At 41.6% G+C, this 19,884-nt stretch carries 21 protein-coding genes and 2 pseudogenes; 5 read left to right on the top strand and 18 right to left on the bottom strand.

From position 1 onward, the window contains the following. Positions 1-76 precede the first annotated feature (76 nt). Together IQP38_RS04095 and IQP38_RS04090 are read left to right on the top strand one after the other, a co-directional pair. On the top strand, positions 77-2,116 hold the full coding sequence (locus IQP38_RS04095) for a carboxylesterase family protein (protein WP_193837335.1): 2,040 nt from the start codon (positions 77-79) through the stop codon (positions 2,114-2,116). A 101-nt stretch (positions 2,117-2,217) separates the two neighbouring features. Next, positions 2,218-3,669 carry a phospholipase D family protein gene (locus IQP38_RS04090; RefSeq protein ID WP_021033915.1) on the top strand — a complete coding sequence of 484 codons (1,452 nt, stop codon included), beginning with the start codon at positions 2,218-2,220 and terminating at the stop codon, positions 3,667-3,669. A gap of 58 nt (positions 3,670-3,727) precedes the next feature. Here the strand turns inward: IQP38_RS04090 and IQP38_RS04085 are convergent, their stop codons facing one another. The 16 genes from IQP38_RS04085 to IQP38_RS04010 all read right to left on the bottom strand — a co-directional run bounded on the left by IQP38_RS04085 (position 3,728) and on the right by IQP38_RS04010 (position 15,659). Continuing rightward, positions 3,728-5,386 carry an outer membrane protein assembly factor gene (locus tag IQP38_RS04085; protein ID WP_193837468.1) on the bottom strand — a complete coding sequence of 553 codons (1,659 nt, stop codon included), beginning with the start codon at positions 5,384-5,386 and terminating at the stop codon, positions 3,728-3,730. Positions 5,387-5,720: 334 nt separating this feature from the next. Then, positions 5,721-6,185: a DUF2846 domain-containing protein gene (locus tag IQP38_RS04080; protein WP_193837334.1), complete on the bottom strand. Its 465-nt coding sequence runs from the start codon at positions 6,183-6,185 to the stop codon at positions 5,721-5,723. A 169-nt stretch (positions 6,186-6,354) separates the two neighbouring features. After that, positions 6,355-6,981 (bottom strand): LysE family translocator, encoded by a 627-nt coding sequence (locus IQP38_RS04075; protein WP_005377098.1) that lies wholly within the window; start codon positions 6,979-6,981, stop codon positions 6,355-6,357. Between the two features lie 327 nt (positions 6,982-7,308). Beyond that, positions 7,309-7,935, bottom strand: coding sequence for a LysE family translocator (locus tag IQP38_RS04070; RefSeq protein ID WP_064368474.1), 627 nt, complete (start codon positions 7,933-7,935; stop codon positions 7,309-7,311). Between the two features lie 129 nt (positions 7,936-8,064). Next, positions 8,065-8,418: a DUF1428 domain-containing protein gene (locus tag IQP38_RS04065; RefSeq protein WP_017821465.1), complete on the bottom strand. Its 354-nt coding sequence runs from the start codon at positions 8,416-8,418 to the stop codon at positions 8,065-8,067. 97 nt (positions 8,419-8,515) lie between these two features. Next, positions 8,516-9,121 (bottom strand): hypothetical protein, encoded by a 606-nt coding sequence (locus tag IQP38_RS04060; RefSeq protein ID WP_064368475.1) that lies wholly within the window; start codon positions 9,119-9,121, stop codon positions 8,516-8,518. Positions 9,122-9,202: 81 nt separating this feature from the next. Further along, entirely contained in the window at positions 9,203-9,499 is a 297-nt protein-coding gene (locus IQP38_RS04055) for an antibiotic biosynthesis monooxygenase family protein (protein WP_031781322.1), read from the bottom strand. Between the two features lie 143 nt (positions 9,500-9,642). After that, positions 9,643-9,930 carry a putative quinol monooxygenase gene (locus tag IQP38_RS04050; RefSeq protein ID WP_005377083.1) on the bottom strand — a complete coding sequence of 96 codons (288 nt, stop codon included), beginning with the start codon at positions 9,928-9,930 and terminating at the stop codon, positions 9,643-9,645. A 143-nt stretch (positions 9,931-10,073) separates the two neighbouring features. Beyond that, positions 10,074-10,715 carry an alanine--tRNA ligase-related protein gene (locus IQP38_RS04045; RefSeq protein WP_193837333.1) on the bottom strand — a complete coding sequence of 214 codons (642 nt, stop codon included), beginning with the start codon at positions 10,713-10,715 and terminating at the stop codon, positions 10,074-10,076. Between the two features lie 142 nt (positions 10,716-10,857). Then, entirely contained in the window at positions 10,858-11,403 is a 546-nt protein-coding gene (locus IQP38_RS04040; RefSeq protein WP_053304370.1) for a GNAT family N-acetyltransferase, read from the bottom strand. A gap of 256 nt (positions 11,404-11,659) precedes the next feature. Next, positions 11,660-12,220: a sugar O-acetyltransferase gene (locus IQP38_RS04035; protein WP_005377080.1), complete on the bottom strand. Its 561-nt coding sequence runs from the start codon at positions 12,218-12,220 to the stop codon at positions 11,660-11,662. A gap of 131 nt (positions 12,221-12,351) precedes the next feature. Next, positions 12,352-12,765 (bottom strand): RDD family protein, encoded by a 414-nt coding sequence (locus IQP38_RS04030; RefSeq protein WP_171343268.1) that lies wholly within the window; start codon positions 12,763-12,765, stop codon positions 12,352-12,354. 141 nt (positions 12,766-12,906) lie between these two features. Next, the gene (locus tag IQP38_RS04025) at positions 12,907-13,515 is read right to left on the bottom strand and encodes a pyridoxamine 5'-phosphate oxidase family protein (protein ID WP_054579578.1); all 609 of its coding nucleotides are present in this window, start codon (positions 13,513-13,515) and stop codon (positions 12,907-12,909) included. A 143-nt stretch (positions 13,516-13,658) separates the two neighbouring features. Beyond that, positions 13,659-14,060, bottom strand: coding sequence for a DUF2007 domain-containing protein (locus IQP38_RS04020; protein ID WP_054579579.1), 402 nt, complete (start codon positions 14,058-14,060; stop codon positions 13,659-13,661). 559 nt (positions 14,061-14,619) lie between these two features. Then, the gene (locus IQP38_RS04015; RefSeq protein WP_228009980.1) at positions 14,620-14,985 is read right to left on the bottom strand and encodes a T6SS amidase immunity protein Tai4 family protein; all 366 of its coding nucleotides are present in this window, start codon (positions 14,983-14,985) and stop codon (positions 14,620-14,622) included. A gap of 152 nt (positions 14,986-15,137) precedes the next feature. Beyond that, positions 15,138-15,659, bottom strand: coding sequence for a GNAT family N-acetyltransferase (locus IQP38_RS04010; protein ID WP_053350306.1), 522 nt, complete (start codon positions 15,657-15,659; stop codon positions 15,138-15,140). A 267-nt stretch (positions 15,660-15,926) separates the two neighbouring features. On the opposite strand from IQP38_RS04010, the gene IQP38_RS04005 reads away from it, so the two are divergent. Together IQP38_RS04005 and IQP38_RS03995 are read left to right on the top strand one after the other, a co-directional pair. Continuing rightward, positions 15,927-16,406 carry a hypothetical protein gene (locus tag IQP38_RS04005; RefSeq protein WP_021033918.1) on the top strand — a complete coding sequence of 160 codons (480 nt, stop codon included), beginning with the start codon at positions 15,927-15,929 and terminating at the stop codon, positions 16,404-16,406. 267 nt (positions 16,407-16,673) lie between these two features. Beyond that, a pseudogene (locus IQP38_RS03995) lies at positions 16,674-17,645 on the top strand (IS30 family transposase). 63 nt (positions 17,646-17,708) lie between these two features. Here IQP38_RS03995 and IQP38_RS26220 read toward each other — a convergent pair. Together IQP38_RS26220 and IQP38_RS03980 are read right to left on the bottom strand one after the other, a co-directional pair. Further along, positions 17,709-17,915, bottom strand: coding sequence for a hypothetical protein (locus tag IQP38_RS26220; RefSeq protein ID WP_005377069.1), 207 nt, complete (start codon positions 17,913-17,915; stop codon positions 17,709-17,711). A gap of 325 nt (positions 17,916-18,240) precedes the next feature. Continuing rightward, complete coding sequence (locus IQP38_RS03980) at positions 18,241-19,086, bottom strand: hypothetical protein (RefSeq protein WP_193837332.1); 846 nt, start codon at positions 19,084-19,086, stop codon at positions 18,241-18,243. Between the two features lie 339 nt (positions 19,087-19,425). Here IQP38_RS03980 and IQP38_RS03975 point away from each other — a divergent pair. Then, positions 19,426-19,884, top strand: a pseudogene (locus IQP38_RS03975) (MFS transporter); the annotation flags it as partial.

The following is a 19,884-nucleotide window of genomic DNA, read 5'->3' as shown; positions in this document are numbered from 1 at the left end:
AAGCGTCAGGACGTCGCTTGTTAGATGCCGTTTAACATTTTCGGTGCACGCACCAAATGACTTTTTGGACATAACAATGACTTTACTCAATCGCTCAACTTTAGCCATTACCATCACTCTTGCCTTAGCAGCTTGCAGTGATGACTCAAGTAAACCTAGCGTTCCTAACGGCCCGAAGCCACTACAACCCTTACCACCAGAGCAAATCGCTTTGGAAATTGGCGATGCAACCATTCAAGCGACCAAAGAGTCCCTCGTCATCACGCCTCTTGATGCGGATGAAAAACTGGCAGCGGTAGAGGCGTTCAAAGGTATCCAGTTTGCGCAAGCAGACCGCTTTCAGCACAGCATTGTGGCCCCACTTGAAGGCGATATTGATGCGACTCAGTTCGGTGATGCGTGTCCGCAGTTAAAAACCACCACACAAACGCAGTCAGAAAATTGTTTGAACCTAAACATTTGGCGACCTGCCGGGACAGAAGCGTACGCAGATTTGCCAGTTTATGTCTTTATTCACGGTGGAGACTTTGAATACGGCGCAGGCTCAGAACCGCTGATTCATGGTGATATGGTGGTTGCGCAAGGTGCTGACGATGGTAACCCGTTTATTGCTGTTACTTTTAACTATCGTTTGGGCTTGCTGGGCAGTGTTTGGGTCGATGGTTTGGACAACTCAGAGGGTGGTAACTTTGGCCTAGGCGATCAAAAACACGCGCTTGAATGGGTTCAACAAAACATAGAGGCATTCGGCGGCAATCCGCAAAACGTGACACTCATGGGGCAAGGTGCGGGTGCCATGTCGGTGGGAATTTTACAGCAATCAAAAGGCGATGCTGCAATCGCAGGTGAGCACTTTCAGCGTGCCATCATGCAAAGCAACGCGTACGGCTTTGAATATAAAAGTTACGATGTTGCCAAGAGCCAAAGGCCAGAGCAAAGTGTTGAAGATCTAACGCTACTACCACTTGAAGAGGTCATGAAGGTACAGAGCGAGATGCTTGATCCTATTCAACGTCTTAAGAACTGGGTACTGACCGCTGCGAATATTCCGGTTATAAGTCCAACACGAGACAACAGCCCATTAGCTACGTTGATGCCATTTGCGCCTTACATCGAGCATCGCCCACCAGCGTTTCTAGTGAAAGAAGTACCAGGCTATCACTTTACTGAACAAGCGATTGAGAGTGAATGGATCGTACCGACGGTAATTGGCTCAAACAGTGCAGAAAGCAATACTCTAGGCATGCTGCCGAGCCTGACATTTTTGATCCCAACTATTATTGAAATCTTGAGCCAAGAAGCGCCAGAAATCATTGAAAGTGGTGACGAAAACTTAATCGTCGAATACATGGTGGAGTGGCTAGAATCGGAAACGAACTTAAACCGTTTACGCACCGAATATCGTTCATTACTCAACGATTCAGCTTCGATTGAACTCGATCTTTCTGACTTATTGGAACTGCTGCCTAGCACCGCTTATGAGGCGATGACTAAGTTGTTCTTCGGTTTGGGGAACTCCGATTCAACAACGGAGTTACTTGCTCTGGCTGACTTCTTCCCCAACGATGAAAGCGAACTAAATGGTGCGACCAAAAACATGCAGCAATTCAAAACCACGTTGCATGATTTGCTCTTCACGGGTCCAAACCGTCATAAAGTTTCAACTGAAGAAGCAACAGGGGCAACGCCAAGCTTCTACTACTTTGACTACAAACCTGGATTCAACGTATGGACTTACAATACCAAAGGTGAAAATGGCGATCTCGACGTTGGCGATTTACTCAAAAGCATCAGTTGTATTGTCGGCGCTTGCAATGCATCGGAATTACCATTTGTGTTTAATAAAGCATTAAAGCTTGATGGTTCAAGTGTTCGTCCAGGTAGCAAAGACAAAGCAATGATGAACGAGCTCTCTCGTATGTGGTTTAGCGAACGTTTATTTGAGGACTTCCAATACAACAGCGCGACTGACCGAGTATTGCTGATCGATAACGATGGCGGTATTCAATCCACACAAGACTGGGACAATGCTCATCACTCAGGCATCGATCCAAAACTGCGCCAAGGTCGCCTCAACGGTCTCGAGGAACTTGGGCTGATTCTGAGTCACATGTAACGTTATCTTCAGTCACTAATAGCTCGTTACCAAATACCTAAAAGCCAGTTCACTGGCTTTTTTCATCCTTATTCCTTGAACATCATTAGGAAGGTTTACTCATGTTTCCTAACGCCCTTCGTGCCCTGCTACTCTTTATCTTCAGCGCACTATTGGTTGGCTGTGCCCAGCCCTACCCGCAAGTTGAACCGGATTTTGAAGCCAATTGGCAAACTACTCAGCATCAAGCCGAAGTTTACTTAATTCCTAACGCTCCGGAAGCCTTTGCGCGTCGCGTTGAACTGGTTAGAAATGCTCAGCAAAGCATCGATATGACTTACTTTTCTTGGGAGAGTGACACGCTTGGTTTGATGCTACTCAATGAACTCAAGCAAGCAGCAGATCGAGGCGTGCAAATTCGACTCACTCTCGATGATCTATTGGTTTTTAACGAGAAATGGCTTGCTGATCTCAGCGCTCACGACAACATTCAAATCCGTTTATTCAATCCGTTTGATTCACGTAAGTCAGGTTGGATTGGTCGCGCCGTCAACTTCTCTACTCACCAACAACGTTTGGACAATCGTCTGCACGAGAAGTACTTCAACGTCGACCATCAATGGATGATTCTAGGTGGACGCAACATTGGCGACGACTATTTTGGTTACAGCCGCAAAGCCAACTTCTTTGATATGGATGTCTTGTTCAAAGGCAACATTATTCGAGCGTTCGACCAGAACTACCAACAACTTTGGGACAGCGAGCATGTCACGCCAATAGAAAACATCGTTAACGTTACCCCAAACTATTCCACGTTTACTAAAGCGCTTAATAAAGGTGAGAAAGACAAAAGCATCATTCTGGCTGAAGTTGAAAAACAAGTTAAACACCTGACCAATCCCAACTTCATCACTGCGCAAGTCACCCCCGTTTTCGACTCATTAGACAAGTTAAAAAACAACAAACCCTACTTTAGAAAACGGGCAGAACACCAAGTTTGGCAACAAATAACCTCTGCATCCAAAGCAGTGATATCAACGCCTTATGTGGTACCAAGCGATGGTGAATTTGCCTTTATTGATACCTTGATGGAGCAAAAAGCGGACATCACGTTAATGACGAACTCGTCTGCATCTAATGACTCTGGCTTTATTCCGGCTTATTACGAGGAGCACCGCCAAACCTTGTTGGATAAGGGCGTTCATCTACTTGAGTACAAAAACCAAGCGAAAAATGATGACCATTACTTCCATGCGGATACTTATTATCACAACAAGACGGTGATACTCGATGATCGGCTTACTTATATCGGCTCATCAAACTTCGACCCAAGATCGGATTTCCTCAATGTGGAATTTGGTGTGTTGGTCCAAAGCGAAGCCTTTGCAGAACATGTCATGCACTACTTAACTCGACAACAAGATGAACTTTTTTGGCGAGTGTCTCGAGATGGACAAGGCCAAACTCAGTGGCAATCAATGAATGAGATCCATACTAAGAATCCAAACTATGGTGGATGGCATAAGGCGCCTAACTGGATATTCAAGAAACTGAATGGTGAGTTCGAACTCTAAACAATCAAGACTTAAAAAGGCTCTCTATCTGCAAGGATGAGAGCCTTTTTAATGCCCGCTAAAACTGCGTTCCTAGCGAGAAGTGAACGCGGAATTGGTCTCCTTGCGGAGCATCTAAACCATAAGCAAAGTCCACTTTGACGGGCACGTATTTTGAGTTCCATATCAAACTCAACCCTGTTCCACTTTTCCAATCCACCCTTTCGTTGAAGGCATCACCAACATCATAAAATGCCCCAAGCCACAGTTGGCGGTAGACCTGATATTGATATTCCAACCCAGCAGTAAACATGTAACGAGCACCGGTTAAATCGCCATTTTCGTCTCTCGGAGAGATGGATTCATAACCATAACCCCGAAGATTGCCATCACCTCCCGCAAAGAAACGTAATGATGATGGAATATCGCTCAAAGTGTCAGCGACATTAATGCCAACATTAGAACGAAAGTGAAACTTGTGTTTTTCACTAATGCCCCAAGACAGCACACTGTTGCCTTCAATACGCAGCAAACGAGAATCGGAGAAAAAATTAGGGTCTGAGTATTCCAATGAGTAAACGTGACGGTGCTTTACTTCTAATTGATCGTTCTTGCGATCAAGTAGTGAAAATGTCACCCCCGGTAATAACAACTGTGATTCGTTATTCTCCGAAGCTTGTCGATAACTTTCTTGCAAATAACGAACGTGCATGGTGCTTTGCCAATCACTGTCTAACTGCCAGTGCTTTTCAAACGATAAATCATTAGAAAAACTCGATGTATCTCGATAGTCGACATGCTTAGATTCAAACTGAATCCCGTAGTAATCCGTTAGAACATTTTGTGTGGGAATTTTGTAACCTAGTAATAGCGATTGTTCCGGTTTGGAAGCGTACGCTTGTGCCTCAAAACTGTGCCCACTTGCGTTATACCAAGGCTTGGTCCAGTTTAGCGAAGCGCGTAATCCCAAGTCTGTCGAATACCCTCCGCCGACTTGCACAATATTGCGTGAATTCGGCTCTGCGAGCACTTCTATCGGCACCTTATGACCATCGGATACCTCCTCGAAATCCGCTTTCACAATCACACTGCGAAACCAATCAGTACTGGAGAGATCGGCCTGATATTGACTCAATTTCACAGTGTCAAAATCGTCGCTCCACTCAAATGTTCTCATCGCTTCTATTCGAGCCGTTTCGATACCCGACGTAAGAACAGACAGCTCTCCAAATTGGTAGCGAGAACCACTAGAGAAATGCAGATTCACATGGGCTTCATTCAAACTTGGAATGACTTCCAAAGACGATTCGATAAAACGTCCATCTAAATAACCTTTTTGCTGAGCCAATGAAATTAAGTTTCGCTTTAGCGTGTCGTACTCAGAATGAAGCAACGGCTGCCCTTGTTTAAGTTGAGCTTGATTAATTAGTTCGATGAAATCCTGATCGTTAATGGCCTCCCCCGACACAGCAAGGTTAGATTTTTTGACCAACATCACCTCCCCTGCGTCAACCTCAAGCATGATGAGATCATTCTCTGATCTCTGAACATTGAGCTCGGAATGATAGTAGCCATAAGGGTTTAACGCATTATTAACCATCTGCGTTAGTCGATTTGAGGTAATGTTTGAAACAGAGAGTTTCGTTAGTGGTGTAAGGTGACTTTCAAGATTTTTCTCTAATATTGGTGTTAGCCCTTTGATTTTAAATTGCGCTCCGAGTGCATGATGTAAAGGCATAGAAGCTAAAACTGATATACCTATTATTTGTTTAATGAGAGGAGACACACCGCTACCTAGTTTAGCAATACACTCGACAAGGTTAATGATGGAATGGCACATCAGTTAATCGCGTTTGTAGGATTGCTCCCTACGAAATCCTCTCGAAAATTCACGTTTCACAAGTAGATACTTTGAACGATAAATTGGCTCAAGCTAGGAGGTGGCAAATCATGCGGTCTGAAATAGGTATACTGTTTGCCAAAAATACAAAACCCAACGCTGAATGGATCTCATCAAGCGTTGGGTTACATTGATAATGTGTTTTTAATCTAAAAAGCGTCTGTTAGTAAAACTAGATCGAAGAACAGTTTCCTTTTTCTGCCATGTCGACTTTTAGTACTTCTGCTTTACCTTTGCTTTCGTCCACGAGTTCTACGCCCGCACCACCAACAAATACACCCATTTTAATGTATTGATTAACGAAATAATTACGGCCCTCTTCCGTTAAGATAGTTAAGTGATTTTCCGAAAACTCAGACTCTGTACTTACTTGATGTTCTTTATTGCCTTCGACCTCATGGTAGAAGAATACACCAGGATCGGTTTCACCAATACATTCCCCATCGACGTAAACATACTTTTTAAGCGCTGCTCCGACAAAAGCATCTTCTCGGTAAATGTAAATCCCTGCGTTCCCCTTTTGAGGTGCTTCAAATGATTTCATTTGATTTGATACTGTCGAATCAACAGTAGGAACAGAAGCACAACCTGACAAACCCAAAAGGAATGCGGAACACAGAATTACTTTATTTTTCATGTTATTAACCTAGCTACGATAAAATCGCGCCAACCATACTATAAATAAATACGTTCACTTATTGGTATTTTTGAAATTTGTGATTCAACCTATGCAATAGCACTCATTTAACGTATAGATTGAGCAAACATTAGCCATATAATAATCACGAGAATAAAATGCCCTGTATCTAACGATCACTAAATGCCACTTTACTCGCTAGACTGATAAGTAGAATACCTGAAACACCTTCAAGAGTTCTTGAATAACGCTGAGAGTGTGGACGACTAAATACCCAATTACCCACAGATGCGTACAAAACGTTACATGTCGTCGCAAGTACGCTGAACAGCAAGCCAAGTACTAATAATTGCATTGATGTTGAGCTTGCAGACGTATCAATAAATTGAGGCAGAAATGATAGGAAGAATAGCGCTACTTTTGGATTCAAGACGCTGACGATAACTCCCTGAACAAACACATTTTTATTATTATCAACATTTTTGTTTTCAACGATTTTACTTTCTCCACGCCACATGGACAGTAATGACTGAACACCTAAATAAACTAGGTAAGCGGCCCCTAACCATTTAACAACGCTAAAAGCCAAAGATGAACTCAGAATTATTGCTGACAAACCTAAACATGCCGCTAGTGTATGAAAAAAGTAACCAACACCAAGCCCCAGAGCCGCTTTCAGCCCAGCAGATAATTTACCTTTCATTGTATTGGAAACAATATAAATTACATCAGGTCCAGGAATCATGTTGATAGCGAGACAAGCGACAACAAATAATAATAGTGAGTTTGAATCCATTCTTTTCTCCAAATTAACGTCTTGCGGGATAACATTTCATCGAACTACAAGTAATGCAACGTCCAGGTTTCAATTGGTTATATTTAGTATTAACAACACGTTACTAATACTACAGCACTGCACGAAGAGCACAATCATGAACAGTGATACGAATTAAATTATGGGCCTTTGTTAGCCCTTTGAATGATAATATTTAGCATCATTTGGTTGTAAGCTTTTTCTAGCCAGCAGCTCTTATGGAAGTTAACAAATCGGCTACTTAGTATACTTAATAGACCGTCAAATCAGATAGATTATCTATTCTTATTTCTTCAAGCCTTTTGTGCTTCATTTTCCTGCCTCACTAAGCAGCAACTTAATGCTTGCCACACCAAAAAATAACGCGAACACGCCTTCAAAAACTGCTTTGGATCTGAGATAGGTTTGCCTGACCTTTTTATACGCGAAAAGAAAAGCATAGCCAAAGAAAACTAAAGCACTAACCAGCCCCACAACAAAAATGACCGACAACAATTCCAACGGACTGGCCGTAGGAGGAACTCCTATCGAATAAAGCGCACCGAAAAACAGAATAGCTTTTGGGTTAGTTAAGTGAATTAACACTCCGGTTAAGTAGTTACCCTTCTCTGTCGTTACGTATGTTTTGGGTAACTTTAGCTGATCGATGTTGCAGGCAGAATGTACGGACTTTAAAGCCAAAAATAAAAGATAAAATGCCCCACAATATCTAAGAATTTCAAAAAGCCAAACATTGCTATAGAGTATGGTTGCGAGACCAAAAGCGGCTGAGGTTGACCAAAATAAAGACCCCGTTAAAACACCTGCAGCCAAATACCCTCCAAAGCGTCGACCGTGGTTCATTGACGTGCCTGCTATCGCAAGAGTTGCAGGTCCGGGGCTAGCGATGGCAGCGATAGCTGATACGACAATCAGTGAATAATTTATCTCTTCCATTTTTACTCTAAGCCTCCAAGTGGAGTTTTATCAACACTTATCGCGGAATACTCTATTGAACGTACATCAGAAGCGTAATACTGATTAAAACACCAAGTGTCACGAATCGAGTTGAGATTCTTTGGTATTTTACTGCTCCAAAATAACATCAAATCCGCCATAAATGAGACGCTTTCCATCAAAGGGCATTGGGTTATTGTCTGGACTCATTCGAGGATCACCCATGATCCGCTGCCACCCTGAGTCCCGAACTTCTTTTGAAGGCCAGACTACCCACGAAAACACAACGGTTTCGTTGCTTTCAGCGTTAACTGCCATGGGAAATGATGTGATCTCACCATCTGGTACTTCACTCCCCCACGTCTCAACAACCTTTAAGGCCCCAAACTCCCTGAACATTTCTGCTGCTATTTTTGCGTGTGCGATATACTTTTCTTTATTCGCTGTCGGCACTGCAGCGACAAACCCATCAATGTATGACATAAGTAAACTCCTTTCATTGGAGTTATAACCATAGCTCAATAAAAAGAATGCACATGATGCCAAACCATAGAAGCAGGTACGTAATACAGCTTGAGACCTACATTCCTAGCTTGGACTTTATATGCATATTTGAAAGGTATGTGTTTGGATCAAGCTTGGTTAGCATATTTATAATCTCCAAAACACTCGAATACTCAATACGTTCCTCTTCAGCATGCCCGATCCCACCTATTGTAAGGTGAGTAAAGCGGTAATCACGATAAACGTTTTGCAGCTGGCTAGAAATATCTTTGAGTAATCTTTTACTGAGGGTGAATGCAGGGTATTCACTACTTTCTGAAAGCTCTGCTGTAGAGCCAATAGATACAATATTGCATTTATCGTTAAGTGAACCTAAAGCGTTAAGCTCATTGACTAAATTAAGATACCCAATCGGACCAACATTCATAAACTCAATCAGTTCGTTTGTTGTCAATTCTAAAGACTCTCCCCACATCGACGCCAAATAAACTATGATGTCAAACTCTACACCTTTGAAGCACGTATAATCTGGCTTTTTACCGGGATCAACGTCAATACAAACAGAAGCGACTCCCTCCTCAACTAGCTTTGATCTAGAAATCGCATAAATTTCTGTACCCTGTAAGTTCGTAGCCAAGAACCTTCCTAGACCCTTACTACCTCCAACGATTAAAATCTGCATAACCCTATTCCTTGGTTAAGGTTGTCTTTCATATTGTCCGCCAAACTGTTCATTAGGCATCACTTTAACGTTTCTATTGCCCTACTTAGTTCTATCTTCAATTTCATCGAATGGTTCAACTGAAATACGCTCTGCAATTTCACTCATCTTCTTCATTTTTTCTGGGTTACTAGTTCCCCAAAACCGCTCCCAGTCTTCACGTGTTCGCCACTTGGCAATAGTTAAAACCTTTTCCGGTACATCGTAAGAACGAAGCATAAAACTACCAAGCGCCCCATCTACTGACTCATGAATTGAATCTGTCGTCGAACGCCATATATTTTGAAACTCATCCATTTTTTCACTTGGCACACGCCATTCATACACAACTCTAAACATAACACTTCCATTAAAATTTCTAGATTTAATACGGCAAAGTATCAAGAACACTAAGCCAGGTTAATAGATGAATAAAGCAACATAGTAGAGCGTAGAGCAATCTAAAAAACAAAGCGTAAACGCTCTAAATCACTCCGATTCGATTAGTCATGCACACATTCAAAGATTTCGTATTGCCGTTTAACATTGGCTGTTACTTTTCCCCAATGTGAGGCTTGAACTCTTTCCTGATGTTGTTTAAAAGAGGCTTTGTCGACGAACTCCTCATAGACATCAAAACGAAACGGATTAGTCGAGCTTTGAGTCACAAGAAAAGTAAGGCAGCCCGGCTCTTCTAACGTGAGCCTTTTGTGAGTTATTAACGCATGTTTTACTAATTCTAGATCCTTTTCCGGAACTAAAATAAAGCCTTTCAATGTAACTTTCGACATATCATCCTCCCGCCCCTATCGTGTAGCGTTTCGTTAAGAAGTAGCCAACACGCCCTCAATCTCAACCATCATATCGCAAATGTGAATCTCACCATGAATTGAAATGCCACTTGTTAGGAATCTATTTCTAATGCCCTATCGACTTACGAGCATAAGGTTATCTCAACCCTTTCTTTGCCTTTACCGATGTTCTTGCGTTTTAATTGAATTTGGCCGACTTCTGATGTGCGCTTTAAATGAGTGCCACCGCAAGGTACTTGCGCAAACCCATCCACTCTCCAATACCTTCTTTCACTCTCTTGATCGGAAAAGTCACTAATAATAACTGAATCAGAGTTAATCAAAGCTTGCACATCAGTTTCAATTTCTTTCAATAGCGGGCCAATACTTTCAGACCACTCGAAATCTATGCGACTCTTATTTTCAGAAATATGCGCGCCTATCTTAACAATGCCTTCCCGACGCTGATAAAACATCTCGAGCACCACTTCAGCCGCAAAGTGTAGCTTCATTAAGGCGTATCTACGCTTCCAATCAATATTCGTAGTTACAATGTCACCAAGAGTAAAATTTGGAGAGGATTCCAATGTGTAAATAAGTCGAACACCTAACTTTTGAGCAATCAAAACCGGAATACCATTAATCGTTCCTTTATCACTCTCTTGGCCTCCAGACTCTGCAAAGAAGATAGTCTGGTCCAATTCAACCTTATTTCCGTCTACATTGCTCACTCTTGAGTTAAGTTCTGTTTGGTAGGGATTAACCCAAAATAATTTCTCGCTCATGCTGCTATCCTTGCAGTAAGTCCTATCTTTGATAGTACATTCAGTGACCACCAAGTCAATTCAAGAAACCTCACCGTCAAATGTAAGGCTGTGTATAGAGCACGAGCAGGCTAGACCTATTAGATGCGTTTAAGGCCGGATACTAAACGCTGTCTAGGGGTTTAGCTAACAACCCGTAAATTGCGGAATCTGAGACTACTCCATTCACTTCCCAACGCTGCCTTAGGAAACCTTCCTTTATAAAACCTAACCGTTCCAAGACTTTACCTGAAGAAGTATTGTCTGGATCTATCTCAGCCTCGATTCGACGTAGATTCAGTGTTTTGAATGCGTGTTCGATTAATGCAGTTCCCGCCTCTAATACAATGCCTTTACCCCAGAAATGACGACTAACGCCAAAGCCAATTTCTGCGCGCCTAGACTCTTTCACGTGATTAAACAGCATTATCTTACCCAGAAGTTGGCCATTGCTCTTTAGGAAGATGCCTAGTGTCACTTCTGTATTGCTATTCATGGCCTGTGTACTCTTGGCTATAAATGTCCGCGCTTCTTCAATTGAAACCCAAGGGCCAGAGTTCCAATATTTCATGACCTCATGGTCTGAGAAGATGTCAAACAATTCGCTTGCATCATCTTCAACTAGCTCTCTTAGAATTAATCGTTCCGTTTCAATCTTTGTTACTAACATTTTGGGGTCAGCCTTTTGGTTTGTTATTGGTGACGAAAATCCAATAAAAGTGTGAGACACGTAATACAAATGATTTCGTATGAGACTTTTAAACAAGCTCAACGCGCGACAAAAGCGCCACGTGTAACGACTCTATATTGAAGCAAATTTTAGACATTCAAGTGCGTCAACAAGTAACCGTTGAACGCCTCAAAGCTTGGGGTGAGTTGATCACAAGTCCTAAACTCAGGCTCAAAATAGTCCATATACTTTATTATCACTTAGTGACGATTTCCTTCAGTACTCTGGCTGGGTTGCCACCAACAACGACATTGTCTCTAAAACTCTTTGTAACGACTGCGCCAGAGGCTACCACCACGTTGTTCCCAAGTGTTACGCCAGGGTTGATTACGGCATGGCCACCTATCCAACAATTGTCACCAATGTTTATGGGCTTTGCTAGCTCTAAACCACTGTTCCTCTCGATAGGATCTAAGGGATGAGTCGCAGTATAAATGCCAACTTGAGGCCCAAGTAAACAGTTATCACCAAACTTAACTTCCGCAACATCCAAAATCACACAACCAAAATTAGCGTAAAAATTATCTCCAACGTGAATGTTGGATCCGTAGTCGCAATTGAAAGAAGATTCAACATGAATATCGTCCCCTGTTGTGCCGAACAAGCGCTTAGTTATTTGAACTCGCTTTTGTTTATGCTCAACAGACGTGGCATTCAATTTTTCAGTTAGTAACCTAGCGCTCAACCTTAACTTTAATAACTCTTCATCACTTGGGTCATAAAGCTCACCTGCTAACATTTTCTCTTTTTCTGACATAAAACTTGGACTCCAATACCAATTTTCTTACAACGCTACATTAAGTATGTGAGTAACGCTACCTCCTAAGCGAGGCTGTTCCACCACGAAAACAAAGCCCGACTTGAACCCTAGTCCTCAGCGCTATCAATTTAGTGCACTACCACCACCGTTCTCACTAACTTATCACCGAGACGTTGCCTCTTTTTACCAAGAATGAAAATTGAGTCAATAAAACCGAAGAATGGAGTAATAACATTTCGAAAGAGCGACTGAAAAATATTGCACTTTTTACCCGTTCTTGCACTTATAACTGCAATGCCCAAAAGTTTTTTACCCACACTTTGACCATTTGGTAAACAATCAGAAAAAAGGTAATACGATACAGTCGCAGTTACTGCTATAGCGCGCACAAGCTCTTTTTCAATACCGATTTCTAAGCCGCCCCATAAAACGAGAGTAAAAATGCTAAAACTGACAAAAAGATCAATCATTTGTCCAACACACCTAACTCCCGGACTAGCCAAAACGTAATTTTCTAGAGTAAATTTTCCTGCATTTTTCATTTTAAAATTTGGACTAACAATTGTTTATTTGTGAACTAACGCTATTGAGACAGTAACATCCCCACTAAACCTAATCCATACTTCCGCATAGTACGGTCGAACCTGATTTTTCTATCTTTTCAATATATTACCACGCTCGTTCTAAAGGCTAGATTGGTAATATTTCAACATCTCTTCTTGATTAAGCGCTTTACTTTCTAACTTTTGTTGATCTTTAAAGATTTGAGCTAATGAAGGGAGAATTGAGCGATTTACTTTATAGTCATCAGACCAAAGTTTCCCTCTCATCACCGCTTTCGCACAATGAAAGTACATACTCTCTATGACTATTTTGATAACAACCTTAGGATCTTTACTTCCATCGGGGCAAGCAGATATCAAGTTGGAGTCGGTGTGAATACTTGCGATTCCTTTAATACGGAGCACTTCATCAATACCATTTACCATCAATAACAACCCTACCTTGGGGTTACTAATGATATTTTTTAGACTATCTATACGATTGTTCCCCGAGCTATCAGGGAGCAATAATGTTGATTCATCTAAAACTTTTACGAAGCCAGGCTCTCCTCCTTTAGGAGAAAGATCGATATACCCTTGTGAATCAACGGTACTTAGAACTGCAAAATGGCAATTATTAATTAATGTAATCGCATGAACATCCAGCACAGGCAGCGCTTTATTTTTAGCTCTCGCACTTGGCTCTGCGTAAATTTCTTTTAACTGCTCTATTGTTTTAACTTCACTCATTCAATGTTATTCCTTCACTATCGTATAATGCTTTGCTTGTAAGCAAGCAGTAACTCTGACTTCTTGTATAGGCACTAGACATAACTCATCGTAAAAATACTACGAGTACAAATGTTCTCTTTAATGCCTTGTTATCTAAAGATTTAAAGTTTTTCACTAAACTCTCCACACTGCTTACACTTATAGCCATGCTTGTAAAAAAACAGTGGAAAACCCAGTAAAATAAAAACTAAGAAAGCTGGGCGTTTACCTTTTGTAAATGCAAATAGATCTTTACTACCACATTTAGGGCAAACGTCTTTTTCTTCATCAACGTCAACTTCATTTCCCAATGATTCTGAGAAATCGCTACTAAGTATTTGTTTCGCATCTTCTGCATCACTTTCGTCCACCATCAGACGGACGCCGCCAATTGCATTTGAATAAAGCCACTGAGTATTTACCGTGTGCTCGTCAGCGATGTAACTTTCTATTCCGACACTATCTAGGCTTGCTCTCGCAATATGAGCTTCATGAGGAAAAGAAAACCTTGCTACTACAATCACATATTACTCCTGTGGGAAAACGCTCTCGTAACGTATAAGAAACGCTAATTGGAAATGCTATGTATGGTACGCTAGCCTGAACCGTTTGTTGTACCTAATCACCCAACCACAACTATTGAAACTACATCGACATCAAAACCATATGAAAAAATAACGGCAAACAAACAGCCACATGAGCCATGTCGGTGCTTGATACATTTTTCAACTTTATCACGAGCACGACCATAACCCACACTGTAGCGGACGCTAAGCCTAGATAATTATCTAAGTCATTGTAATAATCATACTTATCAAGGAAAGATAGAAAATTACTCTCTTTAGTTTCCACCGCCTTTCTAAGCACCTCATTTGCAATTGAGCAATAGTATTTCGAGAAACTCAGGAGAGTAAACTGAACGAGTGTTGCTACTATTAAAAATATCTTCATATTTACATCACCGCATAATGCCCCGCTAAGAGATGAGTAATTCAATACAGAAGCCACTAAAAATCATCTTAATCACTCAACGTATTGCGCCGTAAAAATACCACACGTTGCGAATCAACTTTGAGCAATTTGTTATAACTCTGATTTCGCATTAATGTATAGCTTATGAACATCGTCTGAATTAGATAAGTCTATACAGTAGGCCAATTTGATCACGTTACCATTTTTTGATTTGTAAATAGCCATATCATATTTTTCCAATAGCTCGCTAACCCCAAAGAATGACTCCAAAGGAAGCTCGGAAAACTCTCTGTAGCCTTGCATCGCCGTTATCGCATCTTTCGCAACAGCTGATCCTTTGTAATTAGTCGCAATGCAAGATGAGAGAGCGAAGTTTTTAAACAGTTGCTCATCGCTTTGAATACTTAGTGGATTCGCGGCCTCTCCTACACTACAAAGAGCAATACTTATGCTGGTTACTAGTACTCTACATTTCATAAATTAAACCTTTTGCTTCCTAAGAGTTACAGCACATTATTAAGGAGTGAGTATCACAATACAAAACTGCCCTACATCACTTAAATCAACTCATAGTGAAAATGCCATGTGTAACCACTCTTGTTGTGAACCAATTATTAGCCCACTACAGACTAATACATATACCCTAACCAATCTATATGACCAAAAGCCCAAGTTTTTCCGCTGATAGGTTTAACATATAAATCATCTAGTTGCTCTACAGCAACACCGTAATTTTTATGTTCGTGAACTCGCAACCAAGAACTTAGAGAGTTAAGGCGCTGATAACCATTAGCCAGATAAAAACGCTCCAAAACGGAGACTAAAATGATGAAGTCGACATCTTTAGTGGACGCATACTCGCTGAGTTGAGACAACATTGTTGTGCCAATGCCTTGTCTTTGAACTGTGCTCTCGACGCAAAAGTCACTCACACCTAATACTTTATAAATTTCATCACCAACGCGAACAACTCTGTAGTCTAATCCCATGTAACCAACTAACTGATCACCTTCGTAATTCAGAACTCTCATATGCGGGAGTTGCTTATAGTAAGAGCGAGTAACTTGGTGTTCAGGAAACGACTTGTTTCTAAGAGCTTCAATTGCATTATGCTGCGCTTTAGATAACTCGATTTCTGGGTAAATATCCATATTTGACCTTTGAGTATTAATGACCTTTTGGTTACGATCCCTGTCGTTGAGTTTAACTCCGAGCGTGTCCTAACCTTGTGGGACATTGACAAATAACATAGAGTTTCTCAAAACACTACTTACAACATTTTTACTGCAAACCAATCGAAGTTGCTTAAGAACAAACACTACTTCATAGCAATGCCTACGGACCAAGCATTTGCAGCTTCTTACCCACACCCTATTCCGCCATCTGGAATTATTTTAATTACACAACGTGGGTACTCAATGTTGGTAAAAGCATTTACCGATGATTTTTCATGGCAAGTCCAAGAACAATTGGCAGATGCATATTTCGAAGCACAGAGAGTACTATCATCGGCGGAGCAACTATTAAACCAAGCTAATTTGCTAGTTCAACATGACCAACGAATTAACAACTTAGAAAAGGCTCAGTTAAATACACAAGCTCACATTTCTAGAACAAATGCCGAAGTTACAAAAGCCAATCAAAAAGCCGACGATGCATTTAAAGCGGCAAATGCTGCATTAGAGCATAAATTTGGAGATAAGGATTACTACACAGTTATCGCTTATTGTAACTCTAAAAATATCCCAATCATTCTGACCTTAGCAAAAGCTAAAGGTTTGGAAGCTAGAGCTTACACCCAAAAAATTGGAGGTAAGATCAATAAAGTTCCTGATGAACGTTGGGGACAAGTAAATGCGTATCATATTGCAGTTTTAGACCACGTTTTTAAACAGTGATTTATATCGGGAGTCCTCTGCTGAGGGCTCCAATTCCCCGTAATAAGGCTAACGCCCAGCTAAGGGGTGAGCAACGCAATACAAAAGCCGCCGCAAGCCGCCTTAATCACTAAAATCAACGCATGGTGAAAATGCCAAGCGTTGCGAATCCCTCTTGAACTGTTTGTTATATGCCTTGGATTCAAGTACGAAGTGCGACACCCCTGAAATTTAAAACAGTGAGATGTGCTATTCATAAATTTTACTCCCGCCAAGAAGTGAAAAACCATGAATTACACACACCTCACTGAGAATGAAAGGTATATGATGTCCGCACTTAGAAAGCAAGGCATTAGTGTCGTCAACATCGCTAAAGAGCTAGGGCGTCACAAGAGCACTATCTACCGAGAATTTAAACGTAACTCTCGATACAACGCCTATCGCCCTAACCCTTCCTATCAGCCTGCTAGAGCACAACAAAGAGCTAGAAACAGGTTGAGCCGGTCACGGCGTAACAAGCGCTATACCAAGCACGATTTCAAAATTATTGACGCGCTTATAATGCTCGATTAGAGTCCTGACCAAATCGTTGGGTATTGCCGTTTGCATGGCTATCCAGTGATGAGCCATGAGCTTATTTACCAGCACATTTGGACCGATAAAGCCAACGGAGGCATGCTCTGGAAACATTTACGTCAATCACCAAAACAGAGACGTAAGCGCTACAACGCCAAAGATAGCAGGGGGAGAATTGCCGCTAAAAGGCACATAACAGAACGACCAAAACAAGCTGAGTTACGCCTAGAACCTGGACATTGGGAAATAGATACCGTGATCGGTCGCGGAACTAAGCACTGCATTGTCACTCTCGTTGAAAGAATGACTGGCTACACCTATATCGGACAGCTAGATGACCGAACAACTGTATCACTCAACGCGAGAATGACAGAGATCGTTACACGTTCAAACTTACCATTTAGAACTATCACTGCTGATAATGGTACAGAATTCAATCAATATCAGGAGATAGAAAACAAGCATAAATGCTTGTTTTACTTCGCAACGCCCTACCACTCTTGGGAGCGAGGGACCAATGAGAATACAAATGGACTCATACGCCAATATTTACCTAAGAAAACCTCAATGGCTCATGTGACACAAAGACTGTGCAGCCAGATAGCGTATAAACTGAATAACAGACCACGCCAAAGGCTTGGTTACAAGACACCAACAGAGTATATTTATGAGCAGCTACTCTAAGTGTCGCACTTCAAACTTGATACTAAGTGCCTTGGATTCAAGTACGTTATGCACCAAACTGTTTTATACGCTTAGCGCCAATAAAAACTGATACTTACTTTGTTGAAGTAAGTCTAAATGGCGCTCAAACATGGGTACGCCATTGGATAAAGAAAGGGGGTAGACGAGTCCATTACCGACATACACCCCAACGTGTGCTCCGTATGAGTCAGTAGAGTCGTTGTACATCATGATATCTAGCGGCTTAAACTCAGTGACCACCTCACTCATCCCACCATTCACTAGAACGGTAGTTAGGTGGATTTAGACCGAAGTCTCTGAGCAGGTTATAAGCAAAGACCTGACAGTTAGCTCCAAGCGTTAAGTCTGAATCATCTTTGCAACCCGGAATGCGGGATGAAACGTATCTTACATTTTTGAATCTGTCGGGAATATCCATTTCCATTTTCTCCCAAAGCACATAACGCCCTGTTAAGGTGTGAGCAACGCAATACCGAAGCTACCGCATACCACCTTAAACACTAAACGCAACGCATAGCAAAAATGCCAAGCGCTGCGAATCACTCTTAAACAGTTTGTTATATGCATTTTTCGGTTACCTCACTAAACGCCCACTCTGAGAAGACCCTCTCAAGTTTGTACCGATCCATATTTTTCCTTGATAAAGGCTATCCGCAACAATGTCATCTTGGTTTTCAACAAATTTCTTATATGCAAGCAGATACGAACTACAAAGCTCTTCAAGTTGCTCATTTTTATCTAAGATAAAAAATGGGAGCTTTATAATTGGAGACTTTATCTGAGTAACAATAGGAGTACTTAAGTCGGGCTTGTCAGTATGAATTTTGCGCAGATGTTCGAACAGTGCATACGACAATGAGCCTTTGGTATAGTAAAATAGATCACAATAAAACTTTGCATCTAGTCCATCTCTCTTTTCCGGGTGAGTTACATACTCAACATCCGGAAATGGAACGCATAAACCTTCATTTTGGAAATGGACGACGGGCAACTCATGCATAACAGCATTTTTGTACTTGAGCAAATAATCGTACTTTACGGGCTCTTCAATTAGAGTATTCTGCCACCAAAAATTACTACCTCGATAATCATCTTCAGATATCGATATAGTAAAATCTGGATCCAACGCATAAAATGCACCATTAACTCCATTGTAAATCCAGTTATCTGTATCCTCTAGGAGCAGTTTGAAGCGAGCTGCAGCAGGTAAATCAAGCCCAAAACGCTCCAGCCACATTGCTTTAATATCTTGAGGGTTTGCACAAGAGTCTTTTGGTGTATTTGTGTCCTTTATTCGTGAATATACCGTACCTGCTCTGAGTATTTTATTACGATGCTTAAGCTCTTTCGTAAAGTAGAAAGGCTTTAGCCTTTCATTTTTAATGCTCAAAACCGCTACAGACTTTTCAGCGTACTCCACAAATTTAATATCAATAGAAGGTTTACTCGTTGAGCGGTGAACAGCGCTTCATACGACCTCACGTCGCACGCCCCAAAGTTTCTTAGCCCCCTCAGGTCAACACTAGCTAGTGTTGCAACGAATGGGTTAATTTATTTAATCCTGCTAATATGATTTTTTATCAGTGATTTTGATGCACAGAGCAATTCACCAATCTCCAGCCTCTCCGTTAGAAAAAATCCAAATAAAAATGTTACCAAATTAACTAATTCAACTAATTGCACTGCTCTAAATCTGACCTATAGCACTGAAATTAAGAGTAGATATACTGAATAGATTCTGTGCAATAAGAAGGTTTATATGGAACATCAGAGCCTATTTACGTACCAGCGCATTCAGCGCTTTCTCGTCCGGTTTGGATCGTATTGTTTGGTACCCTATTCTCACGCATTAGCTTGTTTCTGGCCTGGCCGTTTCTGATTGTCTTCCTCTATCAAGATTACGCTGCCAGCGAGATCGCCATCGGCACCATGTTGGCGCTTTCGGCGCTGGTAGGCAGCACCTCTGGGATCTATGTCGGCTACCTATCAAATAAATTTGGCCGCAAAGTGATGATGCTCGGCGGTAATGTGATCGCTGCGCTGGCGTATACTGGCATTGGGCTGGCTGATCAAATCTGGCACTTCTTTGCCTTGCTGCTGATCACTGGCTTGATGCGTCCGACCATTGAGGCACCCTCCAAGGCAGTGATTAGCGACTCTCTGCCCGACAAAAAAGACCGCGAACTGGCGCTGAATATGCGCTATTTTCTGATCAATC

Origin of the sequence: Vibrio sp. OPT41 (genome assembly GCF_015163595.1) — a bacterium.
Taxonomy (GTDB): domain Bacteria; phylum Pseudomonadota; class Gammaproteobacteria; order Enterobacterales; family Vibrionaceae; genus Vibrio; species Vibrio alginolyticus.
Note: the sequence above shows the minus strand (reverse complement) of the source record. Positions and strands in the feature narration are given on the sequence as shown.